Annotated in this window: 22 protein-coding genes; 5 read left to right on the plus strand and 17 right to left on the minus strand. The window is 64.2% G+C overall.

Features of this window, described 5'->3' with window-relative positions; all coding sequences use genetic code 11:
- Nucleotides 1-83 precede the first annotated feature (83 nt).
- Genes EDF71_RS06310 through EDF71_RS06320 form a run of 3 tightly spaced genes read left to right on the plus strand, consistent with a single transcriptional unit; the run spans nt 84 to nt 2,391 of the window.
- Nucleotides 84-1,151, plus strand: coding sequence for a glycosyltransferase family 2 protein (locus tag EDF71_RS06310; RefSeq protein WP_133855756.1), 1,068 nt, complete (start codon nt 84-86; stop codon nt 1,149-1,151).
- A 5-nt stretch (nt 1,152-1,156) separates the two neighbouring features.
- Nucleotides 1,157-1,573, plus strand: coding sequence for a GtrA family protein (locus EDF71_RS06315; protein WP_133855950.1), 417 nt, complete (start codon nt 1,157-1,159; stop codon nt 1,571-1,573).
- A gap of 5 nt (nt 1,574-1,578) precedes the next feature.
- Nucleotides 1,579-2,391 carry a ChbG/HpnK family deacetylase gene (locus tag EDF71_RS06320; protein ID WP_133855757.1) on the plus strand — a complete coding sequence of 271 codons (813 nt, stop codon included), beginning with the start codon at nt 1,579-1,581 and terminating at the stop codon, nt 2,389-2,391.
- Nucleotides 2,392-2,398: 7 nt separating this feature from the next.
- Here EDF71_RS06320 and EDF71_RS06325 read toward each other — a convergent pair whose 3' ends face one another.
- From EDF71_RS06325 to EDF71_RS06385, 13 genes are all read right to left on the minus strand, one after another.
- Complete coding sequence (locus EDF71_RS06325; RefSeq protein WP_133855758.1) at nt 2,399-3,181, minus strand: enoyl-CoA hydratase; 783 nt, start codon at nt 3,179-3,181, stop codon at nt 2,399-2,401.
- A 93-nt stretch (nt 3,182-3,274) separates the two neighbouring features.
- Nucleotides 3,275-4,117 carry a thioesterase family protein gene (locus tag EDF71_RS06330; protein ID WP_133855759.1) on the minus strand — a complete coding sequence of 281 codons (843 nt, stop codon included), beginning with the start codon at nt 4,115-4,117 and terminating at the stop codon, nt 3,275-3,277.
- 164 nt (nt 4,118-4,281) lie between these two features.
- Complete coding sequence (locus tag EDF71_RS06335) at nt 4,282-5,481, minus strand: acetyl-CoA C-acyltransferase (RefSeq protein WP_133855760.1); 1,200 nt, start codon at nt 5,479-5,481, stop codon at nt 4,282-4,284.
- A 5-nt stretch (nt 5,482-5,486) separates the two neighbouring features.
- Nucleotides 5,487-5,933, minus strand: a complete 447-nt coding sequence (locus EDF71_RS06340; RefSeq protein ID WP_133855761.1) for an endonuclease domain-containing protein — start codon at nt 5,931-5,933, stop codon at nt 5,487-5,489.
- An 8-nt stretch (nt 5,934-5,941) separates the two neighbouring features.
- Entirely contained in the window at nt 5,942-8,350 is a 2,409-nt protein-coding gene (locus EDF71_RS06345) for a 3-hydroxyacyl-CoA dehydrogenase/enoyl-CoA hydratase family protein (protein WP_133855762.1), read from the minus strand.
- 68 nt (nt 8,351-8,418) lie between these two features.
- Complete coding sequence (locus EDF71_RS06350) at nt 8,419-8,841, minus strand: DUF2147 domain-containing protein (protein ID WP_133855951.1); 423 nt, start codon at nt 8,839-8,841, stop codon at nt 8,419-8,421.
- Between the two features lie 66 nt (nt 8,842-8,907).
- A complete protein-coding gene (locus EDF71_RS06355; protein WP_133855763.1) occupies nt 8,908-10,710 on the minus strand; it encodes an acyl-CoA dehydrogenase C-terminal domain-containing protein in 1,803 nt (600 codons plus the stop codon).
- A 27-nt stretch (nt 10,711-10,737) separates the two neighbouring features.
- Nucleotides 10,738-11,478, minus strand: coding sequence for a TetR/AcrR family transcriptional regulator (locus EDF71_RS06360; RefSeq protein WP_133855764.1), 741 nt, complete (start codon nt 11,476-11,478; stop codon nt 10,738-10,740).
- 172 nt (nt 11,479-11,650) lie between these two features.
- Nucleotides 11,651-12,331, minus strand: a complete 681-nt coding sequence (gene slmA / locus EDF71_RS06365) for a nucleoid occlusion factor SlmA (RefSeq protein ID WP_133855765.1) — start codon at nt 12,329-12,331, stop codon at nt 11,651-11,653.
- A 200-nt stretch (nt 12,332-12,531) separates the two neighbouring features.
- Nucleotides 12,532-13,425: an acetylglutamate kinase gene (gene argB, locus EDF71_RS06370; RefSeq protein ID WP_133855766.1), complete on the minus strand. Its 894-nt coding sequence runs from the start codon at nt 13,423-13,425 to the stop codon at nt 12,532-12,534.
- Nucleotides 13,426-13,498: 73 nt separating this feature from the next.
- A complete protein-coding gene (locus tag EDF71_RS06375) occupies nt 13,499-14,599 on the minus strand; it encodes a glycosyltransferase (protein ID WP_133855767.1) in 1,101 nt (366 codons plus the stop codon).
- Nucleotides 14,599-15,399, minus strand: a complete 801-nt coding sequence (locus EDF71_RS06380; RefSeq protein ID WP_243854198.1) for a glycosyltransferase — start codon at nt 15,397-15,399, stop codon at nt 14,599-14,601. Before EDF71_RS06380 ends, EDF71_RS06375 begins: the two co-directional genes overlap by 1 nt.
- 66 nt (nt 15,400-15,465) lie before the next feature.
- The gene (locus tag EDF71_RS06385) at nt 15,466-16,392 is read right to left on the minus strand and encodes a glycosyltransferase family 2 protein (RefSeq protein WP_133855768.1); all 927 of its coding nucleotides are present in this window, start codon (nt 16,390-16,392) and stop codon (nt 15,466-15,468) included.
- A 60-nt stretch (nt 16,393-16,452) separates the two neighbouring features.
- Between EDF71_RS06385 and EDF71_RS06390 the strand changes: the two genes are divergently transcribed.
- Together EDF71_RS06390 and EDF71_RS06395 are read left to right on the plus strand one after the other, a co-directional pair.
- On the plus strand, nt 16,453-20,151 hold the full coding sequence (locus tag EDF71_RS06390; RefSeq protein WP_133855769.1) for a methyltransferase domain-containing protein: 3,699 nt from the start codon (nt 16,453-16,455) through the stop codon (nt 20,149-20,151).
- A 64-nt stretch (nt 20,152-20,215) separates the two neighbouring features.
- Complete coding sequence (locus EDF71_RS06395; RefSeq protein ID WP_133855770.1) at nt 20,216-22,255, plus strand: glycosyltransferase family 2 protein; 2,040 nt, start codon at nt 20,216-20,218, stop codon at nt 22,253-22,255.
- A gap of 42 nt (nt 22,256-22,297) precedes the next feature.
- Here the strand turns inward: EDF71_RS06395 and EDF71_RS06400 are convergent, their stop codons facing one another.
- The 4 genes from EDF71_RS06400 to EDF71_RS06415 are packed head-to-tail and all read right to left on the minus strand — an operon-like array spanning nt 22,298 to nt 26,306.
- Complete coding sequence (locus tag EDF71_RS06400; protein WP_133855771.1) at nt 22,298-23,164, minus strand: class I SAM-dependent methyltransferase; 867 nt, start codon at nt 23,162-23,164, stop codon at nt 22,298-22,300.
- A gap of 37 nt (nt 23,165-23,201) precedes the next feature.
- On the minus strand, nt 23,202-24,071 hold the full coding sequence (locus EDF71_RS06405; protein ID WP_133855772.1) for a class I SAM-dependent methyltransferase: 870 nt from the start codon (nt 24,069-24,071) through the stop codon (nt 23,202-23,204).
- Between the two features lie 12 nt (nt 24,072-24,083).
- Nucleotides 24,084-24,962 carry a class I SAM-dependent methyltransferase gene (locus EDF71_RS06410; protein ID WP_133855773.1) on the minus strand — a complete coding sequence of 293 codons (879 nt, stop codon included), beginning with the start codon at nt 24,960-24,962 and terminating at the stop codon, nt 24,084-24,086.
- A 42-nt stretch (nt 24,963-25,004) separates the two neighbouring features.
- The gene (locus tag EDF71_RS06415; protein WP_133855774.1) at nt 25,005-26,306 is read right to left on the minus strand and encodes an ABC transporter ATP-binding protein; all 1,302 of its coding nucleotides are present in this window, start codon (nt 26,304-26,306) and stop codon (nt 25,005-25,007) included.
- Nucleotides 26,307-26,321 lie beyond the last annotated feature (15 nt).

Raw genomic sequence — 26,321 nt, forward strand, 5'->3', positions numbered from 1 at the left:
TCAAGCGCCTGGCACGGCAATCGCAGATTCTGCTGGGATGCCGCTGCGCCATGCGCTAGACTGCGCGCAAATACAGCACATCTATGCCCGACACCCTGCCCCCCGCTCCGCCCACCACCCGCACGGCGCCTCGGCCGCCCTTGCGCCTGAGCTGCGTGGTGCCCGCCTATAACGAAGCCAGCAACCTGGAAGCCTTTCTGCCCGCCTTGTACGAGACGGTGCGCGCGCTCTCGGTCGATTGCGAGATCGTGCTGGTCAATGACGGCAGCAAGGATGCGACCGACGAGGTGGCCCAGCGCCTGGGCCAGCAGCTGCCGCTGCACTACATCCAGCTGGCGCGCAATTTTGGCAAGGAAGCGGCGATGACCGCCGGGCTCGACTATGCGCGCGGCAATGCCGTGCTGTTGATCGATGCGGATTTTCAGCACCCCCTGCCCCTGATTGCCGAGATGGTGCAGCTCTGGCAGAGCGGCTATGACATGGTCTACGGCGTGATTGCCGACCGCGCCGGCGAGGCCAAGGCCAAGCGCTGGGGCACCTGGCTGTTCTACTACCTGATGAACCGCGACAACGCCGTGCATATCCCCGAGAACGCGGGCGATTTCCGGCTCATGGACCGCAAGGTCGTCGATGCGCTGCGCCAGCTGCCCGAACGCAACCGCTTCATGAAGGGCCTGTACGCCTGGGTCGGCTTCAAGAGCGTGGCCCTGCCCTTTGTGCCCGATAGCCGGCGCAGCGGCCAGTCCAGCTTCAATTTTCACCGGCTGTTTGCACTGGCCTTCCAGGGGCTGACCTCGTTCACCACCTTGCCGCTGCGCATCTGGAGCCTGGTGGGCTTTTGCATCTCGGTGATGGCCATCATCTACGGCATCTACATCACCATCGAGACCATCGTGCTGGACAACCCCATCGACGGCTGGCCGACCTTGGCCGCCGGCCTGATGCTGTTCTCCGGCGTGCAGCTGATGTCCATCGGCATGCTGGGCGAGTACATCGGCCGCATTTATGACGAGGTCAAGCGCCGGCCTTTGTACATCGTGGCGAACAACGACGACCGCAGCCCCGTGAGCAGCGAACCCGCTGCGCCCCCGCATGTGCCCGCATCGGCCACGGCGCCAGCACCGGTCGCGCCGATGCCGCCGGAGTCCTGAACTTGCTGATCGCTGCCTTGGCCGAGCGCCTGCGCAGGCTGCCGCAAGGCCTGCAGTTCATTGCCGTGGGCGGCTCGGCGGCAGCCACCCACTTGATGGTAGTGCTGCTCCTGGTCGGCGGCGCGGGCATGGCGCCGCTGCTGGCCAATGTGCTGGCTTTTCTGGTCGCCTTTGTGGTCAGCTACAGCGGCCACGCCTGGCTGACCTTTGCCGATAAAAAAGCGCCGCATGCCCAGGCGTTGCCGCGCTTCTTTCTGGTCGCCTGCAGCTCTTTCGCCCTCAATGAACTGCTGTACTACCTGGCCCTGCACCAGCTGCACTGGCACTATGCCTGGAGCCTGGTCGCGGTGCTTGTCGTCGTAGCGATATTCACCTTTGTCGCGGCCAAGTGCTGGGCATTTGCCCATGCTGCACCGCACTGAGCACCATGAAGAACATCACCCTCTGCGCCGATGATTTTGCGCTGCACCCGGCCGTTGATGCCGCCGTGCTGGAGCTGGCGGCGCTGGGCCGCCTGTCTGCCACCAGCTGCATGACCACGGCCCCGGGCTGGCTCACAGCGGCGCGGGCCTTGCCTGCGGTGCGCGACCAGCTGGACCTGGGCCTGCATTTCAACCTGACCGAAGGCCATGGCCTAGCGCCCGATACCCCCATCACGCGCATTCTCAGCCAGGCCTATACCGCCCGGCTGTCTGCCACTGCGCTGCGCGATGCCTGGCGCCGCCAGCTCGATGCCTTTGAGGATGCGCTGGGCATGCCGCCCGTCTATGTGGATGGCCACCAGCATGTGCACCAGCTGCCCGGCGTGCGCAAAGCGATGCTGGCCGAGCTCAGCGCCCGCTATGGCGCGGCCGCCCGGCAGATCTGGATCCGCTCCACGGCCCCTGTGGGCGCTTTGCGCTGGCAGGCCAAATCGGCCACGATCGCGCTGCTGGGCGGCTACCGCCTGAGCCACCAGCTGCAGCGCCAGCACTGGGCCACCAACCAGGGCTTTGGGGGGGTCTATGGGTTTGATGCGCCGACGGAGGCCGCTTATGGCGCCCTGATGGCGCAATGGCTGGCCGAATGCCAAGACGGCAGTCTGTTGATGTGCCACCCAGCACAAACGCCGATGCCGGAGGACGCGATTGGTCAGCAGCGGCCGGTGGAATGGGCCTATTTGCGCTCGCCGGCGTTTGGTGCGCTGCTGGCGGCGCAGGGCTGCCGCATTGGCAAGCTGGCGCCCACCAAGGCAGCCTAAGCAGCGATTACAGACCGCTGAAGTTGGGCTTGCGCTTTTCCATAAAGGCCTGCATTGCCTCCTTGGCAGCGGGCTGCTGCAGCAGATCGGCAAACACACGGCCTTCTTCGGCGATGCGCGACTGCACGGCAGCCATCTGGCCGCTCTTGAGCAGGCGCTTGCTCGCCATCAACGAAGCCAGTGGCTTGGCGGCCAGCTTGGCGGCTTGCGCCTGGGCGATGGTGTTGCATTCGGTCGGTGGCACCACGCGGTTGACCAGGCCCACTTCCAGTGCCGCCTCAGCCATGAAGGGGTCGCCCAGTAGCAAGGCCTCGCAGGCACGCTGGTGGCCCATCAGCTGCGGCAGCAGCAGGCTGGATGCACCTTCGGGGCAGAAGCCCAGGTTGACGAAGGGCAGCGAGAACATCGCGTTGTCACCGGCATAGACCAGATCGCAGTGCAGCAGCATCGTCGTACCAATGCCCACGGCCGGGCCGCAGACGGCCGCAACGATGGGCTTGGGGAAGGCAGCCAGCGCCTGCAGGAACTGGAACGGCGGCGCATTGTCATCGGGCTTGGGGCCGTGGAGGAAATCGCCCAGATCGTTGCCAGCGGTGAACACCGAGGCATCGCCCTGGAACAGCACCACACGCACATCGGCGCTGCTGGCGGCCTGCTGCAGGATCTCCGCCAAGGCCAGGTACATGGCGCCGGTCAGCGAGTTCTTCTTGGCCACCCGGTTGAAGGTGATGGTGCAGATGCCCGCTTCGGCCAGCACCCGGATATCGTCGCAGGAGGATTGGATCGTCATAACAGTCTCTCAAAAAAGGGGTCGGTGCCGGGCCCGGGCCGCTGCCAGGGCGCACACCGAAGACGCTGGCATGCTAACCGGATTTGGAGCGCTTTATTCCTTGTAATAGACCAGCTGGTGGCTGGTGGCCAGCAAAACGCCTTGGGGCGACCAGATCTGCGCGGTCTGGTCAAAAAAACCATCGCGAAAGCCCTGACCCTGGGCCTGGGCCAGCACCGGTTGGCTGCCCACGGCGGCCAGTTGCTCGGCACTGGCATGCACATAGACCGTCAAGGACACGGTGCCCACCGGAACGCGCTTGGCGCGGCGCAGCCAGATGCGGGGAAAGAACACATCGCACAGCGAGGTCAGCGCCGGCACATCCAGCGGGCGCGGGGGCTCGTCGCCCACCCACATGCGGCTCAGGCTGGGGCTGCTCGCGCCATCCCACTCGGTCGGGTAGCCACCCAGCAGCGGGCGGATGTTGTAGCGGTTCAGCCATTCCACGCGGAAGTCGGTGGTGTAGCGCTCCACCGCGCTCGCAGGCGGCACCTCGGGCATGGCGTATTCGTCGTCCGACCAGGTATCGCGCGCCAGGGCCGTCATCGCTGTCGCCGTGGTCGTGGTGGACCACTGGCCTTGCGCGTCCTGCTCGCGCAGGGTGATGATCCAGTGCTGGGTGCTGCGGTTGGTGCGGGCGGGGATGGCTTCGATTACATAAGGGCGCTCGCCCACCGCGCCGGCGTAGTTCACGGTGATCGCCACCAGATCCCCCAGGCGCTGCGGGTGCTGCAGCACGGCCTGGGCCACTTGGGCTGCTGTGATGCCGCCATAGGGCCCGACCATGTTCCAGTAGTCCCTGCTGGCCTGCGCCGCATACTGGTTCGGGCCGGTCGCTTCCATCGCCATGGCACGGTCAAAGGCATGGCGTTCGCTGGAGGTGGAGAGTTCACTCATTCGGACATCTTTCGCAGAAATTTTCGAATCCGCTGAAAACGCCATATGCCCGTACCAAGCCTTTCAAGACCGGTCTTGCAGTTGCATTTTCTGCCACCCGACATTAGCAGCCAACGGCATCTGTTGCAGCCTAGTGGGCGACAGATGCCCTGGCCTGCGCCGGTTTAGACGCGCTCCAGAATGCCCGCCGCGCCCTGCCCCATGCCCACGCACATGGTCACCATGCCGTACTTGAGCTTGTTGCGCTGCAGCGCATGCACGACGGTGGCGGCGCGGATGGCGCCCGTGGCACCCAGCGGGTGGCCCAGCGCAATCGCGCCGCCCATGGGGTTGACCTTGGCTGGGTCCATGCCCAGTTGCTGCATGACGGCCAGCGACTGCGCGGCAAAGGCCTCGTTCAGCTCGATCCAGTCCATGTCCTGCAAGGACAGGCCAGCATGGCGCAGCGCGACCGGGATCGCCTCAATCGGGCCGATGCCCATGATCTCGGGCGGCACGCCCTTGCTGGCATAGCTGACGAAACGGGCCAGCGGCGTCAGGTTGAAGCGCTTGAGCGCCGCCTCGCTCACCACCAGCAGCGCACCGGCGCCATCGCTGGTCTGCGAGCTGTTGCCGGCAGTGACCGAGCCACGCGCCGCAAACACGGTGCGCAGCTTGGCCAGGCCTTCGATCGAGGTGTCCGGGCGCGGCCCTTCATCCAGGCTGATGGTGCGCGAGCGGCTCACCGCCTCGCCCTTGGCAATGTCCACACCCCGGTCGGTCACGGTGATCGGCGTGATCTCGGCGGCAAAATCGCCCGCCTGCTGCGCTGCCAGCGCGCGCTGGTGCGACTGCAGTGCAAAGGCATCCTGGGCATCGCGGCTCACCTTCCAGCGCTGCGCGACTTTTTCTGCCGTCAGGCCCATGCCGTAGGCAATGCCGACATCGCCTTCGCGCTCAAAGATGGATGGTGACAGCGATGGCGAGTTGCCCATCATCGGCACCATGCTCATGCTCTCGACACCGGCGGCAATCATCACATCGGCCTCGCCCACGCGGATGCGGTCGGCCGCCATCTGCAAAGCGGTCAGGCCCGATGCGCAAAAGCGGTTGACCGTCACGCCGCCCACCCCCACCGGCAGCCCTGCCAGCACCGCGCTGATGCGCGCCACATTCAGTCCCTGCTGGGCTTCGGGGATCGCGCAGCCGCAGACCACATCCTCGATCGCCTGCGGATCCAGCCCCGGCGCCTGCGCCAGCACGGCCTTCATCGTGGTGGCCAGCAGATCATCGGGTCGCATATTGCGCAGATAGCCCTTGTGCGACTTGCCAATCGGCGTGCGCGTCGCCGCAACGATGTAGGCGTCTTGAACTTGTTTACTCATGGTCACTAGTCCTCTGTATTCACCTCCCTCTCCCGCAAGCGGGAGAGGGCCGGGGTGAGGGCCTGCAGCAGCTGCGCAAGCACCTCATTCGTTTGTTGTACAACCTCATGGTTCCAAAACCGCAGCACCTGCAAGCCTTGCTGCTGCAACCACGCGCTGCGCTGCTGGTCATAGGCTTGCGCCTGCAGATCCGCATGCTGCCCACCATCCACCTCCACCACCAGCCCATGCTCCAGGCAGACAAAATCCAGGATGTACGGGCCCAGAGGATGCTGTCTGCGGAACTTGGCGCCCGCCAGTTGGCGGTTGCGCAGGTGGCGCCACAGCAGTTGCTCTGCGGTGGTGGGGGATTGGCGCAGGGCGCGAGCTTGCTGCACTTTGACATCCGCCCTCACCCCTGCCCTCTCCCGCTTGCGGGAGAGGGGGTTGGAGAGCAGGGCGCGGTCTTGCATGCTGGGCCTCAGTTGCGGACGGGCTTGCCGGTGTTCAGCATGCCCAGAATGCGCTCCTGGGTTTTTTCCTTCACGATCAGGTCGGTGAAGGCCTTGCGCTCCAGCGCCATCAGGTATTCCTCGTTCACGAGGGTGCCGGCATCCACGTCGCCGCCGCAGACCACATTGGCCATATGGCTGGCAATCAGCATGTCGTGCTCGCTGATAAAGCCGCCCTCGCGCATGTTGACCAGGGTGCTGCGCAGGGTGGCAGCACCGCTGCGGCCCGCTACCGGGAAAGGCTTGCGCTGCGGTGGACGCCAGCCCGACTCCGCCATGGCCTTGGCCTGGGTGAGCGCCACAAACAGCAGTTCGTCGCGGTGCGGCACGATGACATCATCGGCCTGCAAGTAGCCAATGGCCTGCGACTCCAGCGCGCTGGTGCCGACCGTGGCTTTGGCCGCAGCGGTAAAGCCGTTGGCCAGGAAGGGCAGCAGATCCGTGCCGGTGGAATACTGCGCATGGCGCGCCGCCTGGTAGGCCACATTGGTGAGGCCGCCGGCGCCGGGCACCAGGCCCACGCCCATTTCGACCAGGCCGATATAGCTTTCCATATGCGCCACGCGGCGTGCGCAGTGCAGCAGTAGCTCACAGCCGCCGCCGAGTGCCATGCCATGCACAGCGCCCACCACGGGGATCTGCGCATAGCGCACTGACAGGAAGAGCTGCTGCATCACCTGCTCGATCTGGTCGATGGCCATCGGGCCTTGCAGCACAAAGGCCGGCATCATCGCCTGCAGATCCGCGCCCACGCTGAAAGGGGCATCGCCCGACCAGACGACCATCGCGTCAAAGTCCTTCTCGGCCAGCGCCAGCGCGGCCTGCAGGTCTTCCATCACATCGGGGCTGATGGCATGCATCTTGGTCTTGATGCTGAAGACCAGCACCTGGTCATCCAGGGTCCAGCTGCGCGAGGCCTTGCTCTCGGCCAAGGTGCGGCCTGCTGTGCTCCAGTCCTGTGCGGGCGCACTCGCCTCACCCAGCACGCGCTCGGGGAAGAGCTGGCGCGCATAGACCGGCAGATCGCGGCGCGGCACAAAGCGGTTTTCGGCCGCGCTCCAGGAGCCCTGCGCCGTGTGCACACCGCCCGCCTCTGCGACCGGGCCTTCAAACACCCATTGCGGCAGCGGCTCGGTGCTGAGCGCCTTGCCCGCGTCGATGTCTTCCTGCACCATCTTGGCCACCTGCAGCCAGCCGGCCTCTTGCCACAGCTCAAACGGGCCTTGCTGCATGCCAAAGCCCCAGCGCATGGCCAGATCCACATCGCGGGCATTGTCGGCAATGTCTTTCAGGTGCACGGCGGCGTAGTGGAAGCTGTTGCGCAAGATGGCCCAGAGGAACTGGCCTTGCGCACCCTCGCTATTGCGCAGCAGCTGCAGGCGCTCGCCGGCCGGCTTTTTCAGCATGCGGGTGTAGACGTCATTGCCCTTTTCGCCCGAGGGCACATAGGCCTGGTGCTCGGGGTCAAAGCGCTCGATGCCCATCTTGGTCTTGCGGTAAAAACCCGCCTTAGTCTTCTGGCCCAGCGCGCCATCGGCGATCAGCTTGGTCAGCACCGCCGGCGTGGTGTAGCTGGCGTAGAACGAGTCGCTCTGCGCCGTCAGCTGCGTCTGCATGGTGGCGATGACATGGGCCAGCGTGTCCAAGCCCACCACATCGGCAGTGCGGAAGGTGCCCGAGCTGGCGCGGCCCAGCTTCTTGCCGGTCAGGTCGTCAACCACGTCGTAGCTCAGGCCAAAGCGATCGGCCTCGGCGATGGTCGACAGCATGCCAGCCACGCCGACACGGTTGGCGACGAAATTGGGCGTGTCCTTGGCGCGCACCACGCCCTTGCCCAACTGGCTGGTGGCAAAGCTCTCGAGCTGGTCCAACACCTGGGGCTCGGTCGCTGCGGTCGGGATCAGCTCCACCAGCTGCATATAGCGCGGTGGGTTGAAGAAATGGATACCGCAGAAGCGGTGGCGCAGCTGTTCGGGCAGCGCCTCGGACAGCGCCGTGATCGACAGGCCCGAGGTGTTGGAGGCCAGAATCGCATGGGGCGCGACAAAGGGCGCAATCTGGTGGTAGAGGTCGCGCTTCCAGTCCATGCGCTCGGCAATCGCCTCGATCACCAGGTCGCAGTCTTTGAGCTGCGCCAGGTGTTCTTCGTAGTTGGCGGGCGTGATCAGATCGGCTTCTGCTGCCACGCCGAGCGGCGAGGGCTTGAGCTTTTTCAGGTTGGCAATGGCCTTCTGGGCAATTGCGCTTTTGGGGCCTTCCTTGGCCGGAAGATCAAACAGCACCACGGGCACGCGCACATTGACGAGGTGGGCCGCAATCTGCGCTCCCATCACCCCGGCGCCGAGCACCGCCACTTTTTTCACCACAAATCGGGACATGGTTACTCCACTTTTGAGAGCCGCCAGCGCTTTCCAATTACAGGCTGGCAGCCAGTTTCAGTCAAAACCTATTCGACGCGCGACCAGGTCTGCGTGCGGCCAAAGGGGCCGATCGATCCGCGCACATCGAGCTTGTTGCCGTTGTCGGCAGGCGTGAGCTTCAGGCTGTAGGTGCTGCCGTTTTCGGGGTCCAGGATCTTGCCGTCTTCCCAGACTGCCTTGCCTTGCGCCTGCTTGGCGCCCCGGATGATCTCCAGCCCCACCAGCGGCTGGCCCTTGCGGTCATCGGTGCAGCGGTCGCAGACGGCCTGCGGATCAGCGCCCTTGCGCAGCAGCTTTTCCACCTTGCCGCTGAGCACCCCGCCGCTGTCGCTGATGCGCACCTCGGACTTGGGCTCACCGCTTTTCTCGTCAAAGGTGCGCCACAGGCCCACCGGCGACAGGTCCGCAGCTAGCGCTGGCAGTGCCAGCGCCAAGCTGCCAGCCACCATCAGCACAGGTTTCAGCAAGGTTTGCATCAGGGTCTCCTTGGGTGTTTTTTGGCAGCACTGCAGCTGTCAAGCCAGCGCAGCGTCGGTATTCATCAAGAGCTTGCTGCCGGTGCGCATGGTGCGCACGCGCAGGCCTGCCTCGGGGAACAGGCGCGCAAAGTAAAAGCGAGCCGTCTGCAGCTTGCCTTCATAGAAAGTCTTGTCGGCCACATCGCCTTCGGCCAGTGCACGCAGCGCGGTCTGGGCCATGCGTGCCCACCAGTAGCCCATCACCAGATGGCCCATCACGCAGAGGTAGTCGGTGGCAGCCGCGCCCACTTCGTCGGGGTTCTGCAGCGCCTTGAGGCCCAGCTCGGTGGTGATGCCGGTCATCTGGCCGGCCAGCTGCGCCAGCGGGTTGATGAAATCGGCCATGCGCTCGTTGACGCCCTCTTCCTCGACCAGGCCCTGCACCAGCTTGCCCAGTGCCTTGAGTGCCGCACCCTGGTCGCCCAGCACCTTGCGGCCCAGCAGGTCCAGCGCCTGAATGCCATTGGTGCCTTCGTAGATCATGTTGATGCGCGCATCGCGCACAAACTGCTCCATGCCGGTTTCGTGGATGTAGCCATGGCCGCCAAACACCTGCTGGCACAGCACGGTCACCTCAAAACCCTTGTCGGTCAGAAAGGCCTTGAGGATGGGGGTGAGCAAGGCCACCTGCGCGGCATGGGCCTTGCGTACGGCTTCATCGGGGTGGTTCAGCTCTTCGTCCACCTGGGCCGAGGTGGCGATCATCATCGCGCGGCCACCTTCGCTGTAAGCCTTGGCGGTCAGCAGCATGCGGCGCACATCGGGGTGCACGATGATGGGATCGGCCGGCAGGTCCTTGGCCTTGGTGCCCGAGAGGCTGCGCATCTGCAGGCGGTCCTTGGCATAGGCCAGCGCGTTCTCGTAGGCCACGGCCATCAGGCCCAGCGACTGGTTGGCAACGCCCAGGCGCGCGGCATTCATCATCACAAACATGGCCTGCAGGCCCTTGTTGGCTTGGCCAACCAAGCTGCCCACGGCGCCGTCGATGGCGATCTGCGCGGTGGCATTGCCATGGATGCCCATCTTGTGCTCCAGGCCCGAGCAGCTGATGGGGTTGCGCGCACCCAGCGAGCCATCGGCATTGACCAGGAACTTGGGCACCAGGAACAGGCTGATGCCCTTGCTGCCCTTGGGCGCATCGGGCAGGCGGGCCAGCACCAGGTGCACGATGTTGTCGGTCATGTCGTGCTCACCGGCGCTGATGAAGATCTTGTTGCCGGTGATCTTGTAGCTGCCATCGGCCTGCGGCTCGGCCTTGGTGCGCAGCATGCCCAGATCGGTGCCGCAATGGGGCTCGGTCAGGCACATGGTGCCGGTCCATTCGCCGCTGGTGAGCTTGGGCAGGTAAAGCTTTTTCTGCTCGTCCGAGCCATACACATGCAGTGCCTCATAGGCGCCATGCGACAGGCCGGGGTACATGGCCCAAGCCTGGTTGGCGCTGTTGAGCATCTCATACAGACACTGGTTCAGCACAAAGGGCAGGCCCTGGCCGCCATAGCTGCTGTCGCAGGACAAGGCCGCCCAGCCGCCTTCCACGTACTTGGCATAGGCTTCTTTGAAACCCTTGGGCGTGGTCACGCTCGAATCGGCCGGGTTGCGCGTGCAGCCTTCGGCATCACCCGACAGGTTGAGTGGCTGCACCACTTCGACCGCGAACTTGCCGGCCTCTTCCAAGATCGCATCCATGGTGCCGCTGTCGACATCGGCATAGGCGGGCAGCTGCGCAAAACGGGCGGGCAGGCCCAGCACTTCTTGCATGAGGAACTGCATGTCGCGCAGCGGCGGGGTGTACTGAGGCATGGAAAGTCCTTTGGAAAAATGACGAGGTCAAACAGAAACGGAAGCGGGCGCCGCCGCATCGGGCTGCGCCGCCAGGCATGGAGCGAGCGCGGCATCGATCAACGCGGCCTCGCGCTCGGGGTGGACGGCATGGCGCAGCAGTACGCCGCGCAGGCCAGCGGCGGCATGGCGCAGCGCCAGCGGGCCATGGAGAAAACGGGTTTCGTAGTGCAGCGACAAGATGATGCCGTGCAGCTCGAACAGCACCTGGTCGGGCGCCACATCGCTGCGCAACTGGCCTTCGGTCTGCGACTGCACAATCGCCCGGCGCATCGCATCCATCCAGATATGCACCGACTCGGACAGCGCATCGCGCACATCGCCGGGGCGGTCATCAAACTCCACCGCGCCACTGATGTAGAGGCTGCCGTAGAGGCGGCTGGCATCATTGGGCTGGGCGGTGCTGCCCATCCAGCCCGTGGCCATGTGCAGCAAACGGGCCAGCCCGCGCGGCACCTGCAGCGCGGGCACAAAGATTTCGCGCTCAAAGCGCTCGTGGTATTCGCGCACCACCGAGCACTGCAGCTCCTCGCGTGAGCCAAAATGGGCGAACACGCCGGACTTGCTCATGCCCATGGCCAGTGCCACCATGCCCAGCGACAGGCCATCGAGCCCCTCTTGCGCGGCCAGCGACAAGGCGGCGTCCACAATCGCAGCACGCGTTTGGGCGCCTTTGGCCAGCTTGGCGATCTCGGCAGGGCCCGGGGTGGAGGCAAGGGATTTGGTCATAAATCAAAAAATAGCACGGTCGTTCTTTTTTTGATTCTTGCACAAACCCAGTGTGCTGCCAACGGCTGCAGTGCAAAGCAAGGGTAAACCACAGCACCCCGCCATTCCAGCCATGAAAAAAGCTGCTGGCCTGGACAGGCACAGCAGCTTTTGCGATGGGGGCTGGGTGGCGTCAGTGCGCCATCAAGGACAGGCAGCTGTCGAGCTGCTCGGTCGGCAGGCGGCGGAAATCAGAGCGCGCAAAGCGCTGCAGGCGGCCAATCAGGAAGGACATCAGCACGCTGGAGCGTACATTGGCATCCACCGTCGGCGTGACCGAGGCGTCCGCTCCGGGCACCACGCGCAGGCACTGGCGCAAGGTGGTTTCGATGCGCTCGAAGAACTGCTGCATGCGCTGCTGCAGGCGGGGGTTTTCGGACTGCAGGGCGTCGCCCAGCATCACGCGCACCATGCCGGGGTTGCGCTCGCCAAACTGCAGCACCATGGCCACCACACGGTGGGCCTGGGCAATGCCCTGCTCCACGGTCTTGGCGGGGTCGGGCACATCGCGGCCGGTGATCTGCACGGCCAGGCTGTAGACGGACTGCTCGATGAACTCGATCAGGCCTTCGTACATCTGGGCCTTGCTGGCAAAGTGGCGGTACAAGGCGGCTTCACTGATCGACATTTGCGCGGCCAGTGCAGCCGTGGTGATGCGGTCTGCGCCTGGCTGCTCCAACATGGCTGCCAGCGTCTGCAGAATCTGGATTCGACGCTCTCCGGGTTTTGGACGTTTACGGGTAGGTGCCGGGTTAGCGGCTTCTAGCGGCGCATCGACGAGGTCGGCGGCGAAAGAAGATTCTTGATCAGACATGCGTTGAATATGAGGCTGCACCCGACGCAGTCTCCCAACACCGCCAGGTATTTTTTATTGATAAAAGTAAGGCACTCGCCTCACAGGTTGCTAGCGCAACCTTGGGCCCTCTGTAACATCTTACTGCAAAAGAACTGCAGAAAAATGATAAAAATCATGTGCATTGCTAGATGCACAAATCAATTACGCAATCAAATGTATCAATAACTACGAATCATTGTTCCGTAGGCCGTGTCGGTCAGAATTTCGAGCAGCATCGCGTGTGGCACGCGGCCATCGACAATATGCACGGCATTGACACCGCTCTTGGCGGCATCGATGGCGCCAGCCAATTTAGGCAGCATACCACCCGAGATCGTGCCGTCCTCAATCAGGTCATCGATCTGGCGCGAGGTCAATTCGGTCAGCAGCTGGCCCTGCTTGTCCAGCACGCCGGGGATGTTGGTCAGCAGCATCAGCTTTTCCGCCTGCAGCACCGTTGCCAGCTTGCTGGCCACCACGTCGGCGTTGATGTTGTAGCTCTCGTTGTTCTCACCAAAGCCAATCGGGCTCACCACGGGGATGAAGGCATCATCCTGCAGTGCCTTGACCACGCTGGGGTCGATGGACAGGATGTCGCCGACCTGGCCCACATCGTGCTCGACCGATGGGTCCTTGTTGTCCTTGAGCTTGAGCTTTTGGGCGCGGATCAGGCCACCGTCACGGCCGGTCAGGCCCACGGCCTTGCCGCCGGCCTGGTTGATCAGGCCCACGATGTCTTGCTGCACTTCGCCGGCCAGCACCCATTCCACCACTTCCATGGTTTCGGAGTCGGTCACGCGCATGCCCTGCACGAACTTGCCCTCCTTGCCCAGGCGCTTCAGTGCGTTTTCGATCTGTGGGCCACCGCCGTGCACCACCACAGGGTTGATGCCCACCAGCTTGAGCAGCACCACGTCTTCGGCAAAGTCGGCCTGCAGCTCTGGGTCGGTCATGGCGTTGCCGCCGTACTTGATGACCATGGTCTTGCCATGGAACTTGCGGATGTAGGGCAGCGCCTGCGCCAGAATTTCAGCCTTGTCGCGCGGGGCAATGGAGAGAGAAGGAGTCGTCATGGTTGCAGGCCTTTACAGCAGCGGAGAAGATGCAAAACGCGCATTGTGCCCCAAAGTGCCGCCTGCCTGCTGATCAGCGAATCCAGCCTGGTAGCTTGAAGCGCACGATCACCAGATAGGCAGCGACATAGGAGACACAGAACAGCGCACAGAAACCGATCAGGATATAGGTATTGCGCCAGAACAGGACCGCCGGCACCACGGTGAGCAAAGTGAACGCCCACAAATACGGAGCGGTCCGGTTATTGCGGCGCAGCATGCGGCGCGCAGCGTTTTCATCGAGCACGCTGCGCACGATACGGCGGTAGATCAGCTGGTGCAGGTGCAGCGCATCGGCCATGCCGGGCGAGTCGCCCCGGGCCAGCTTGCGGTAGATGGAAAACATGGTTTCCCAGACCGGATAGATGAGCAGCAGCATCGGGAACCAGGGCGAGACGATGGGGTGGCGCTGCACCAGGGTGATGCTGCAAAAGGCGATCACGATGCCCCAGACATAGGCGCCGCCATCACCGGCAAAGAGCTGGCCCATGGGGTAGTTCCAGAACATGAAGCCCAGGGTGGCGGCTGCGGTGATCACCAGGATCGCCGCCAGCTCACGGTCGCCCAGCTGCAGCGCCACATGGGTGAGCGCCGCGCAGATGATGACCGCCACCATGCCGGCCAGGCCGTTGTAGCCATCGATGATGTTGAAGGCATGCGGCAGGCCCGCAATGGCCAGCACGGCCAGCGCCATGCCCAGCCAGGGCGCGGCGCTCAGCGCGGTATCGAGCCAGACCAGGCCCATGCGCGGCACCGTCATGCCCAGCAGGTAAACCGCCAGCAGGCCGGTCAGCAGGGTCAGCACCAGGCGGTAGCGCACCGTCATGCGCTGGGTCATGTCCTCGGCGATACCGCCGGCCACGGCGGGCAGCATGGCCATGAAGAAGTAGAGCACCCACTGGTTCCAGTGCAGTGCATTGCCGTAGTAGCCCCACCAGTTCTGCAGGCCGGCGACAACGACCGTCAGCACCAGGCTGCTGAACATGGCCAGGCCGCCCAGGCGCGGAATATTGCCCATATGGAAGCGCTGGGGCAAATCCTTGCCATAGCGTTTGGCGTGGCCGCGCATGCGGCGCACGATGAAACCCGCGCCAATCAGCGTAAATAGAAAAGCGACCACTGCCAGGAAAATCATTATTCAGTCATCGTGAGTGCTGCCGTGGGGGTGCGCCGGAGCAAGGCCCGGGCGCGCCAGAAAACTGCCGAGGCCCAGAGCCGCAGCAAGCTGCGAATATGCCACAAAGCATGGCGGGCCCGGCGGTGGCTGGCCCGCTGCCCCGCATGCCCCACCACCGCATCGGCACGTGCCAGGGTCCAACCCGCCAGGCGCAAGCGCAGGCACAGCTCCACATCCTCGCAGTACATGAAGTACGCAGTATTGAGCCCGCCAATGCCCTGCCAGACCGGGGTGGGCAGCAGCCACATCGCGCCGTTGACCCATTCAGCCCGAGTCTCCCGGCGCTTGACCGCATAGCGGCGCAGCAGGGACCAAGGGGTGGGCAGCTCCCGCTCGCTGTCCTGCAGATGGCCGTTTTCATCTACCTGCATCGGGTAGGCGAGGCCCACGCCTTGGCGCTGCACAGCCCGCACCAGGGCCGGGAAGGGATTGCCGCCGCGCAGGTCCACATCCGGGTTCAGCACGCAGACCAGCGGCTCGGTCGCGCCCGCCAAGGCGGCATTATGGTTGGCGGAAAAGCCTTGCGGCACGGTGTTGTGGCGCAGCTCCAGCACAAAGGGCCAGCCGCTGGTGGGTGCCAGGGGCGCGGGCTCGGGCAGGTTCAAGGTCAGCACCACACGGCTGACACCGGCGCCACCCGCCCCATGCACGGCCAAGGCATCGAGCAGCTGCTGCACCATCGCACCATGGCCATGGCTGACGACAGACAGGGCAATGGGGGGAAGGGAGTGGAGCGGTGAAGTGGGGCTGGCGGACATCAGCGGGCATTATCCATCAGCGGCCCGCGCTGAAATCAGCCCGGCGCGGCTGGTTGTAACAGCGCCTCAGTACAGGCGCAGCGCCAGCAGCACGCGCAGGATCACGGTATCGACCTGGCTCATGCGCCAGTAATAGTGCTGGGCCGAGGCGCGCAGCGCCGTGATCCAGCTGCTGCGCGAGCGGATCAGCATGCGCAGCTGGCGGCGCTGGGCATCGGGCAGGCTGGGGCCATGCAGCCGGTCAAACTCGCTCAGCTGGTCGATCCAGCCCGGGCCCGCCTGGCGCAGCCTGCGCCAAAAGCGCTGCACGCGCGCCCACTGGCCGGCCAGGCCCTGCTTTTGCATGCCGATGGTGTTGCTGCCATGCTGGCGGTAGAGGATGTGGCTCTCGCTGTCAAACACCACCTGGCCAAAGGCCGACACCACCAGGTAGGCCCACCAGTCATGCGCCAGGCAAAAGCCGGGGCGCTGGGACAGCAGGCGCTCGCGCGCCGCACTGTTGAGCGCAATCGTGCAACCAGTCGCAATGTTCTGTACCAGCGCATTGCCCCAACCTATATAGCTGTGGTCGTAATCGGGTGAGGGGCCGATGGGCTGCAGATCTCGGTCCACATACTGGGTGCGCGAGCAGTACAGCGCCGCGCCCTGCGCTGCCACCAGCAGCGCCAGCGCGCGGCTTACCTTGCTGGGCAGCCAGACATCGTCCTGGTCGCAGAAGAAATAGAAGTCATAGCCAGCGCCCACGTTTTGCAATAATTCGTAAAAACTAGCTACAAAACCAAGGTTCTCGCCGGCCTGGACGTGGATGTTCGGATGGATGCAGGCATAGCGCCGGACAATGGCCAGGCTCTGGTCGCTGGAGCCGTCATCGCGCACCCAGATATCGCAACCCGCATGGCTTTGCGCCAACAGGGAATCGAGCTGCGCAGGCAGAAACCGCTCGCCATTGAATGTAGACAATAGAATTGCCACACGATTTTGCTTGTCAGTCATTCATTGTTCACCTGCCTGTGCAGGCCTATCTCGGCAGAATTCCTACCCATTCCCATATCCATGACCCGCGAACACCACGTCTACACCCGCCACATTGATCTCCAGCAGCGCAGCTCGCTGTCCGTGCTGGCGAACAAGATACAGCCGGGCGCCCGTGTGCTCGATCTGGGCTGCGGCCCAGGCGTACTGGGCCAGTACCTGCAACAACACAAGGCCTGCATCCTGGATGGTGTGACGTTCAGTGCCGAGGAGGCCGCGCTCGCCAGGCCGTATTATCGCGATCTCGCTGTGGCGGATCTGGAACAGATCAACCTGGCTGAGGCTTTTACGCGGCGTCAGTATGACTATATCGTTTGTGCCGATGTCCTGGAGCACCTGCGCCAGCCCGAGCAATTGCTGGCCGACTGCCGCGATCTGCTGGCCGAGAACGGGGAAATCCTGGTCTCCATCCCCAACGCCGGCTACTGCGGCCTGGTGATAGAGCTGATGCAGGGTGAGCTGCGCTACCGCGAAGAAGGCCTGCTCGACAGCACCCACCTGCGCTTTTTCACACGCCAGTCGCTGCTGCGGCTGATGCAGGCGGGCCAGTGGAGCGTGCAGTCGCTGGAGACCATTGACCGCCCGCTCGACGAATCCGAGTTTGCCCGCACCACCGCCGACAGCCTGCCGCCCGCCGTGATGCGCTACCTGCTGGCCCAGCCCGATGCGCTGGCCTACCAGTTCATCTGCAGCATCCGCCCCAGCAGCGATGCCGCTGCCGCCCAGGCCCATGCGCTGCTGGCGATCGAGAGCGAGGCCAACACGGCGCATGCCAGCTTCACCACCAACCTGTACTGGGCCGATGCGGGCCAGTTCAGCGAATCGCACAAACTGATTGCCAAGGGCCAGATTGGCGCGCTGCAGCAGAGCATTCGTTTTGCCCTGCCCCGCTTTGACGGCGCCCAGCCCAGCCTGCGCTGGGACCCGGCCGACCGCCCTGGCTTTTTGCACCTGCATGCGATGCGCCTGTATGACGCCAGCGGCGCCCTGCGCTGGCGCTGGGAGGCAGACCAGCCCGAAGCCCTGGCCCAGGTGCCGCACAGCCAGATCAGTTGGCAGCCGGCCCCCGCCACCGCGCCAGGCAGCACCCTGCTGTTGCTGACCGGCGATGACCCGCACCTGCACCTGCCGATTGCGCCAGCGCTGCTGCAGGAATGCCTGCATACCGAAGGCGCTGTGCTGGAAGTGAGCCTGGGCTGGCCCATGTCGGCCGACTACGCCGCGCTGGCCGATAGCGCCCAGGAGCTGCAGGCCCGCATCCGCCATGCCGATACCGAGGTGCTGCGCGCCCAGCAGGCACAGGCCGATGCCCACACCCAGCTGCGCCTGCTGCAGGCCCATATGCAGGACCAGAAGGACAACCTGGAAGCCGCAATCGCCCAGCAGCAAGAACATATCCAGGGCCAGCAGACCCATATCGGCAACCTGCAAACCCATTTGAGCAATATCGAGGCCTCGGAGGCCTACCGCGTCGGCCAGAAGCTGGCCAGCGCCAAGGCCCGGCTGCGCGGGCGGCCTGCTCCCGCCCCGGCCGTTGTGCATGTGCCCGAGCCAGAGCCGGTGCAAGCGGTGTCGGAGGCCATCGATGCAGCGGAGGTGATTGCTGAGGTGCAGGATGAAGCCCTGCTCGCCGTCGTGGTCGAGGAAGCAGCGCCCGCTGACACCCTGGCCGAGCCGCTGCGCCCGCTGGCAGCCGCCCAGCCCGCGACCATGGTCGACATCATCGTTCCGGTCTACCGGGGCCTGGGCGATACGCAGCGTTGCCTGCAGTCGGTGCTGCAGGCAGCCACGCAAACCAACAGCCAGCTGGTGGTGATCAATGACGCCAGTCCTGAGCCCGAGCTGAGCGCTTGGCTGCGCGAGCTGGCCCAGCAGGACAGCCGCGTGCACCTGCTGGAGAACGACAGCAACCTGGGCTTTGTGGCAACCGTCAACCGCGGCATGGCGCTGAACCCCAGCCATGATGTGCTGCTGCTCAACAGCGACACGGAGGTGTCCCACGAATGGCTGGACCGCCTGCACCGGGCGGCCTACAGCGCGACGGATGTGGGCAGCGTCACGCCGCTGTCCAACAACGCGACGATCTGCAGCTACCCACGCTTTTGCGAAAAGAATGCGCTGCCGGCCGATGCCGATCTGCTGCGCCTGAACCACCTGGCCGCCAGCGCCAATGCCGGGCAGACGGTCGAAGTGCCCACCGGCGTGGGCTTTTGCATGTACATCCGCCGCGACTGCCTGGCGCAGACCGGCCTGTTCGATGTGGCGCAGTTCGGCAAGGGCTACGGCGAAGAGAACGACTTCTGCATGCGCGCCCATGACCTAGGCTGGCACCACCTGCTGGCCTTGGACACGGTAGTGCTGCACACCGGCGGCGTCAGCTTTGGCGACAGCAAGACGCCGCGCGAGCAGGCCGCCTACCAGACCCTGCTGCAGCTGCACCCCAGCTACGACAGCCTGGTGCAAGCCCACCTGAAAGCCAACCCGGCCCAGGCCGCACGCAATGCCATCGACAAGGCGCGCCTGCGCCAGCACCCGCTGCCGCGCATCCTGATGGTGTTGCACAACGCCGGCGGCGGCACCCTGCGCCATGTCAAGGAGCTGGCCCACAGCCTGCGCGACCGCGCGGTATCGCTCGCCCTGACCCCGCTGGAAGACAACTACATCCGCCTGCAGTGGCTGGATGCAGCCGAGGGCTATGACGAGGAGTTCCACTGGCCCACGCAATCGGAAGCGCTGGTGGCGCTGCTGCGCGAGCTGGGCGTGAGCCATATCCACTTCCACCACCTGATGGGCCTGAACCTGGAAGTGATGCGCCTGCCCGAGCTGCTGGGCGTGCGCTATGACTTCACCGCGCACGACTACTACGCCATCTGCCCGCAGATCAACCTGATGGAACCCACCCACAACCCGCGCTATGCGGCCTTGGGTGTGCCGCAGTGCCCGCAGTGCTCGGGGGCCGAGCCGGCGCCCACCGGCGAGTACATCGATGCCTGGCGCATGCGCCACCGCCTGTTCCTGAACCAGGCGCGCTATGTGCTGGCCCCGAGCAAGGATGCCGCGCTGCGCATGCACCAGTACTTCCCCGAGGCAGCGGTGCGCTATGTCACCCACCACGACATCCCCGATGCCGCCGCGCTGCCTGTGCCCAAGGGCCAGCCGCTGGCGCCCCATGCCCACTTGCGCGTCTTCATCCTCGGCGGCGTCAGCCTGGCCAAGGGGGGTGATGTGATGGAAGCGGTGGCACTGGCCGCCGCCCAGAGCGAAGCGCCGGTCGAGCTGCACCTGCTGGGCTACCCGCACCGCCGCATGCGCACCCAGCCCCATGCCAGCCTGACCATCCATGGCCCCTACGACGATGCTGACCTGCCCGCGCTGATAGCGCGCCTGCAGCCCGATGTGGTCTGGTTCCCGGCGCTGTGGCCCGAGACCTATAGCTACACCTTGAGCGCCTGCCTGCAGGCCGGCGTGCCGGTGATCGCGCCCGATATCGGCGCCTTCCCCGAGCGCCTGGCAGGCCGCCCCTGGACCTGGCTGCGCCCCTGGAGCACCTCGGCCGATGAATGGCTGGCGCTGATGCAGGACATCCGCCAGCGCCAGTACGTTGAAGGTCAGCCACCGCTGCCGGCGCCGGCGGCTGCGGTCGATCTGAAAGCCCAGTACCTGCAGCCCTGGAGCTACGGACACGATTACCTGACGGGCCTGCGCCCATTGGCCAATTAAATAAAATAGGCCAATAGTGCTTGCAAATCAAGCACCCACCGCTACAAAAACAAAGAGCCACTCCTTGTCATCCACTCTCTCTACCTTGCGCAAGCTGCCTCATAAGCTGCGCCAGCTGGGCCGCAGCATGTACCTGCTGGCCGCCGATCCACGCCAGTTGGGCAGCAACAGCCGCCGGCTCTGGCGCGCCTGGCGCACGGGCGGCACCCAGATGCTCAAGCACCAGCTGCTGTCCTTGGGCCACCCCGATGCCCCCACCGTGCCCGTTGCCCCCACCGATGCCTGGCAGGACTACCAGCAGCGCTTGGCCAGCGAGGTGCTGCCGGTGCTGCGCGCCGAGATTGCAGCATTGACGCAGCCGGTCAGCATCTCCATTCTGGTTCCCACCTACAACACCGACCCGGCCATGCTCACCGCCATGGTTGACTCGGTGCGCGCCCAGATCTACCCGCACTGGGAGCTGTGCATCGCCGACGATGCCTCCACCCAGCCCCATGTGCGCAGCATGCTGCAAGCACTGGCCGCGCAGGAGCCGCGCATCAAGCTGCACCTGGGCGAGAGCAACCATGGCGTATCGCATGCCAGCAACCGGGCGCTGGCGCTGGCCACCTCCCCGTTTGTGGTGCTGCTGGACCACGACGACCTGCTCCAGCCCCAGGCCATCTACCGCGTCGCCCAAAGCGTGATGGCCGATGACCCAGACATGCTGTATTCGGACGAAGTGCTGGTCAACCCCGATGGCAAGCAGGTGCTGCAGTACTTCCACCGCCCGGCCTTCTCACCCGAATACCTGCGCAGCCACCCCTATATCGTGCACATGGTCGGCTTTCGCACGGCGCTGCTGCGCAGCCTGGGCGGCTTTGACGAGGCCCTGGGCATTTCGCAGGATTACGACCTGATCCTGCGGGTCAGCGAAGCGGCCAGCCGCATCGTGCACCTGCCCGAGCTGCTCTACCAATGGCGCACCCACACCGGCTCGGCCGGCCACGACAAGATGGCCCAGGTGATGGCCACCTCGACCGCCGTGCTGCAACGCCATCTGGACCGTAGCGGCGTTGCGGCACGCTCGGCCGCCGGCGTGTCCTTCAATTTCTTTGAGACGCAGCACCAGATCGCCGATGGCCAGCGCGTGGCCATCATCATCCCGACCAAGAACTACGGCAGCCTCGTGCGCCAGTGCGTGGACAGCATCCGCGCCACCGTGCAGCATGCCGCCTATGACCTGATCGTGATCGACCATGACTCAACCGAGCAGGCCAGCCTGGACTACTTTGCCCAGTTGCAGCAAGAAGGCACCGCCACCGTGCTGCGCTACCAGGGGCCCTTCAATTTCTCGGCCATCAACAACTGGGCCGTGCGCCAGCTGACCCGCCCCTACAGCCACTACCTGTTCTGCAACAACGACATCGAGGCGCTGGAGAGCGGCTGGCTGGAGCACATGCTGTCGCAGTGCCAGGACCCGAGTGTTGGCATGGTGGGCGCGCAGCTGCTCTACCCTGATCGCACCTCGATCCAGCACGCCGGTGTCTGCGTGGGCGCCTTTGGCATTGCCGAGCACTATGGCAAGTTCCTGAAGCTGCCACCCGACCGCGTTGACATCGCCTTCATGGGCCGCCTGGTGAGCACGCATGAGGTATCTGCCGTGACCGCTGCCTGCCTGCTGATGCGAAAGGAAACCTTTGACGCCATCGACGGCTATGACGAGAAGCTGGCCGTGGGCTTTGGCGATGTGGACCTGTGCCTGCGCACCTTGCAGCTGGGCTGGCGGGTGCTGTACTGCCCGCAAGCCACCTTGATCCACCACGAATCCATCACCCGCGGCAAGGCCGAAGGCTATGACCCGCACCCCGAGGATTCGGCCCTGTTCGCCAGCCGCTGGCGCGATTTCCTGGACCAGGGCGACCCCTACTTCCACCCTGCTTTTGAAGTGCGCCACACCTGCTGGCTGGTACGCACGCCCTTGCACTGCCAGCCCTCGATCAACCGCCGCCTCTTCAGCCGCAGCGGCCTGGGCCAGCGCATGCAACGCCTGAGCTACAGCGCCAGTGTTTCTGAACCGCTGCAGCAGGCAGCGTCTGCGGCAGGCACCCAACCCGCCGCCTGATGGCACACTGGCCGGGGCCCTGAGCGGGCTGCCGGCCAGCGATCAAACGGGGCGTTGCAGCAGCAAAAAGATCTCGTTGTTGGTCAGCACCTCGCGCGGGTACTGCGCCAACAAGGCTTCCGGCACGGGCGCCGGCTCATAGTGGCGGCGCTCCTCACGTGCCACCGTAAAGCCCGCTTCCTTGGCCAGCGCCACCAGCTCATCGGCGGTCAGGCGGTTGAGTTCCTGGTATTCCTTGAACACAAAGCGCTTGTATCCCTCCGGCCCAAAATCGGCAAAGCCAAAGTCCACCTCATCGGGGCTGAGTTCGCCGTCATAGGCTTCAATCACCTTCCAGAGCGCATCCTCATCCACCAGCAGATGGTGCCAGGCGACATCGTCATAGCGGCGCAGATGCGAGCCAAAGGCCGAGTAGAACAGCGGCTCGATCTGCAAGAAGAAATGCCCACCCGGCTTCAGGCAGGCCAGCAGGTCTTTCAGGATGGGCAGCAACTGGTCGCGCTGCACATGCTCAAAGGTCGACCAGCTCATGATGCCGTCATAGAGCGGCGCCTGGCCCGCCAACGGTGCGCTGGGCGTGATCGTCTGAAAACTCAGCGCAGCCGGAATGCGCTGCATGCCCAGCTGCTCCTGCGCAATGCGGGGCAGCTTGGCGTATTCCTGGCGCACATCGATGCCATGGATGGCAGCTGCGCCATGGCGCAGCACCAGGGCCAGATCGGTGATCCCATCGCCGCAGCCAAACTGCAGCAGGCGGGCGGATTTCAGATCCATCACCGGGCTGAGCCACTGCGCCACCACATCGGATGCGTAGTGGAAGTGGGAGCGGAACCACTCGTCGGTGATCCGGCTGTCGTCCCAGGGGGAGAAGCCTAAAAATCTGTCCTGCAGTCGGCGCAGCAGTTGCATGGCATCGTCCTTGTGTCGTTCCTGCCCGGCGTGCAGCTCAGGCTGGACGCTGCATCAGTAAAAATATCTCGTTGTTGACCAGCACCTCGCGCGGGTAACGCTGCAGCAGTGCTTCCGGGATCGGCGCAGTGGGCTCGGTGTCGCCACGCTTCTCGCGCAGGATGGCAAAACCGGCCTGCTTGACAAGTGCGACCAACTCATCCGCCGTCAACTTGTTGAGCGCCAGGTACTCATCGAAGATGTAGCGCTTGTACTTCTCCATTCCTAGGTCTTCCAGCGCCAGATCCGCCTCGTCCGCCTTGATCGCATCGCGGTGCGCCTGTACGGCTGCCCACAGTTCGTCTTCGGAGGCCAGCAGATGGTGCCAGGGCACCTCGCTGAAGCGACGCAGGTGCGAGCCGTAGGCCGAGTAATACAGCGGCTCGATCTGCAGGAAAAAGTGGCCGCCTGGCTTGAGGCATTGGTAGAGGTCGCGCAGGATCGGCAGCACCTGCTCCCGATTCACGTGCTCAAACACCGACCAGCTCATGATGCCGTCGTACAAGGGCTTCTGACCAGCCAGCACCTCACCGGGCTGGATGGTTTGGTAACTCAGCGCTGCGGGCAGGCGGGCCATGCCCAACTGCGCCAGCGCGACTTCGGGAAGCTTGCGGTAGCCCTGCATGACATCCACACAGTGGATGGACCGTGCACCATGGCGCAGCACAATGCCCAGATCGGTCACGCTGTCACCGCAGCCAAACTGCAGCAGCCGGGACTGTTTGACATCCAGCACACTGCCAATCCACTGGTGGGTTACATCGGCGGCGTACTCAAAATGGATGCGAAACCATTCGTCGGAAATCTTGCCAGCATCCCAAGGGGCCATGCCCCAGATGCGTTCGCGCAGTCGATCCATCCAAGCCATCAGACGCCTTTTTTAAAGTGGACGCTGCAGGACAAAGGCGTCCTGGTGGTTCCAGAAATGCACGGGCGAGAAGCGCAGCAGCTTGTCCAGTCCCATGACCGCATCGATCTGTTCGCGCACGAACTGCTCGGAGGTAAAGGTCAGCCCATACTCCTGAAAATCGATCGCGTTCGACTCGCTGAACGGGGTGAAGAAAAAGCCCTCGTCATCCAGCACGACCCGGTCATAGGCCGTCGCCTTGGCGCCGTGGGTGGTGAAGACCAGCACACCGCCAGGCTCGACCAGGTCGTACAAGGCCTTGAGCCAGGTGTTCCAGGTGGCACGCGGCAAATGGGTGAAGAGCGACAGCACGAACACCACATCGTATTGGCGCGGCGCCTGCAGGTCCTCAGGCTTGGAAACCGAGGCAAAGCCCTGCACACCAAAAGTCGCCTTCGCAAAGGCCACACCATCGGCCACCACATCCGATACCGTCACACGCTCAGGGCCCAAAGCCTTGGCCAGATGCCGCGTAAAACGGCCATGCCCGCTGGCAAATTCAAGAAAGTTCCGGGTGCCCATCAGAGGCTTGCCCACACTCTCCAGCAAGGTCATCAGCTCGGCCAGCGTGCGCCAGCCGTCGGCCAGGTAGTCCCGCAAGGGGTTGTTGCTCGATGGGTGGCCGCAGAAGAAACCAAAGATATCGTCCTTGTCGGAGATGCTGCAGTCAAGGCCAAAGATATTGCTGAAGCAGCCGTCCAGCCCGTACTGTTCGATCAAGGCATGCGCCTGCAGCAAGGTCGCCTTGTCGGCGCGGGCACGCAGGAGCAGCTCAGAGGCCCCGGCACGATTGCCATCGGCCAGCAGTTGCATGGCCTCATCAATGAGCGGATGTTCGGAGCTCGTGGTCATAAAGATTAGATTGGAATGCGCTCGCCGGCCAGTGCGCAGCGCTCAGCTCCAGGTATGGGGGAGGCGAACGAGGCCTGGCAAGGGCTTGGGGTACACAAACCGGAAGGTCTGGTACTGAAACCAATGATCATACACTGCGAGGCCGGAGCGATCGAACAGATAGGCGCTCACCGTGTAGTCCCCGCTGTGCAGTGGCAAATCGGTAAAACGCAGAACCGATTGCCAGCTCCCATCGGGCTGACGCAGCGGCTCCGCCCCCTCTTCGTGGGTGGCAATGCAGGTGATGCCCACGCCATCCTTTTGCTCCAGCATGAAGCCCACATTGGGCACCTCATCACCATTGCCGCGCACCTTGATCGTCACCACCAGGTCATCACCGCGCAGCACCGGGGGATCACCGCCATCCAGATTCTCGATATCGGCGGACAGGATGCAGGCGCCTTCGTGCGGAACGACCCGGCTGGTATCGGGCGGCTTGACGACGAAAGGTGCATCCGGGGCATCGGGCAGATCTGCAGAATCCGCATGGTCCGCCATAGCCAGAGCGTTCGTCGGCGCATCTTCGCCCCACTGCAGGCGGTCTTTTTCCTTTTGCAAATTGCGGGTGCGTGCATCGTAGGCCACCAGCACCGCCTCGGTTTCACCGAACATCTGCACCTGGCCCTTTTCCAGCCACAGTGCGGCATCGCAAAGATGGCGGATATGGTAGGGGCTGTGCGAGCAAAAAAGGATGGTGCAGCCCTTTTGGCGAAAGTCCAGAATGCGCGCTATGCACTTTTTCTGGAAACTCTGGTCGCCCACGGCCAGCGCCTCGTCGACAATCAGCACATCGGGCTGCACGGCGGTGACCAGCGCAAAGGCCAGGCGCACATTCATGCCCGAGGAATAGGTTTTGACCGGCCGGTCGATCGCGTCCTGCAACTCGGAGAAGGCAATGATCTCCGGCTCCAGCTTGCGCATTTCCTCATGGCTGATGCCGATCAGGCTGCCGGCAAAATACAGGTTGTCGCGGCCGCTGAAGTCAGGGTGAAAACCAGCGCCGAGCTCCAGAATGGCAGTGATGCGCCCCGAGCGCTCGATCGTCCCAGCAGACGGCTGCATGGTGCCAGCCAACAGCTTGAGCAGCGAGCTTTTGCCCGCACCATTGTCACCAATCACCCCGATGCACTGGCCGCGCTCCAGGCTGAAGCTGACATCGCGCAGCGCCCAGTGGCTGCGGTGCGTTGCGCGGCCCGTCAACAAGGCGCGCGCGCGCAGGCGTGGCGAGTCGTAGAGCTTGTACTCCTTGCCCAGGCCTTGCACCTGCAAAACCGGCTTCTGAAGAACCACATTGCTTGCATTCATCTACGTCTGCCCCTC

It is taken from the genome of Comamonas sp. JUb58 (assembly GCF_004364775.1).
Taxonomy (GTDB): Bacteria; Pseudomonadota; Gammaproteobacteria; order Burkholderiales; family Burkholderiaceae_C; genus Comamonas.

Excerpts from the sequence above, each read along its gene's own strand:
- EDF71_RS06375 (WP_133855767.1), bottom strand. The coding sequence starts at position 14,599 with ATGATTTTCCTGGCAGTGGTCGCTTTTCTATTTACGCTGATTGGCGCG.
- EDF71_RS06340 (WP_133855761.1), bottom strand. The coding sequence starts at position 5,933 with ATGCAAGACCGCGCCCTGCTCTCCAACCCCCTCTCCCGCAAGCGGGAG.
- EDF71_RS06335 (WP_133855760.1), bottom strand. The coding sequence starts at position 5,481 with ATGAGTAAACAAGTTCAAGACGCCTACATCGTTGCGGCGACGCGCACG.
- EDF71_RS06385 (WP_133855768.1), bottom strand. The coding sequence starts at position 16,392 with ATGACTGACAAGCAAAATCGTGTGGCAATTCTATTGTCTACATTCAAT.
- EDF71_RS06345 (WP_133855762.1), bottom strand. The coding sequence starts at position 8,350 with ATGTCCCGATTTGTGGTGAAAAAAGTGGCGGTGCTCGGCGCCGGGGTG.
- EDF71_RS06360 (WP_133855764.1), bottom strand. The coding sequence starts at position 11,478 with ATGACCAAATCCCTTGCCTCCACCCCGGGCCCTGCCGAGATCGCCAAG.
- EDF71_RS06325 (WP_133855758.1), bottom strand. The coding sequence starts at position 3,181 with ATGACGATCCAATCCTCCTGCGACGATATCCGGGTGCTGGCCGAAGCG.
- EDF71_RS06415 (WP_133855774.1), bottom strand. The coding sequence starts at position 26,306 with ATGAATGCAAGCAATGTGGTTCTTCAGAAGCCGGTTTTGCAGGTGCAA.
- EDF71_RS06355 (WP_133855763.1), bottom strand. The coding sequence starts at position 10,710 with ATGCCTCAGTACACCCCGCCGCTGCGCGACATGCAGTTCCTCATGCAA.
- EDF71_RS06380 (WP_243854198.1), bottom strand. The coding sequence starts at position 15,399 with ATGTCCGCCAGCCCCACTTCACCGCTCCACTCCCTTCCCCCCATTGCC.
- argB (WP_133855766.1), bottom strand. The coding sequence starts at position 13,425 with ATGACGACTCCTTCTCTCTCCATTGCCCCGCGCGACAAGGCTGAAATT.
- EDF71_RS06310 (WP_133855756.1), top strand. The coding sequence starts at position 84 with ATGCCCGACACCCTGCCCCCCGCTCCGCCCACCACCCGCACGGCGCCT.
- EDF71_RS06390 (WP_133855769.1), top strand. The coding sequence starts at position 16,453 with ATGACCCGCGAACACCACGTCTACACCCGCCACATTGATCTCCAGCAG.
- EDF71_RS06410 (WP_133855773.1), bottom strand. The coding sequence starts at position 24,962 with ATGACCACGAGCTCCGAACATCCGCTCATTGATGAGGCCATGCAACTG.
- EDF71_RS06350 (WP_133855951.1), bottom strand. The coding sequence starts at position 8,841 with ATGGTGGCTGGCAGCTTGGCGCTGGCACTGCCAGCGCTAGCTGCGGAC.
- EDF71_RS06400 (WP_133855771.1), bottom strand. The coding sequence starts at position 23,164 with ATGCAACTGCTGCGCCGACTGCAGGACAGATTTTTAGGCTTCTCCCCC.
- EDF71_RS06405 (WP_133855772.1), bottom strand. The coding sequence starts at position 24,071 with ATGGCTTGGATGGATCGACTGCGCGAACGCATCTGGGGCATGGCCCCT.
- slmA (WP_133855765.1), bottom strand. The coding sequence starts at position 12,331 with ATGTCTGATCAAGAATCTTCTTTCGCCGCCGACCTCGTCGATGCGCCG.
- EDF71_RS06320 (WP_133855757.1), top strand. The coding sequence starts at position 1,579 with ATGAAGAACATCACCCTCTGCGCCGATGATTTTGCGCTGCACCCGGCC.
- EDF71_RS06330 (WP_133855759.1), bottom strand. The coding sequence starts at position 4,117 with ATGAGTGAACTCTCCACCTCCAGCGAACGCCATGCCTTTGACCGTGCC.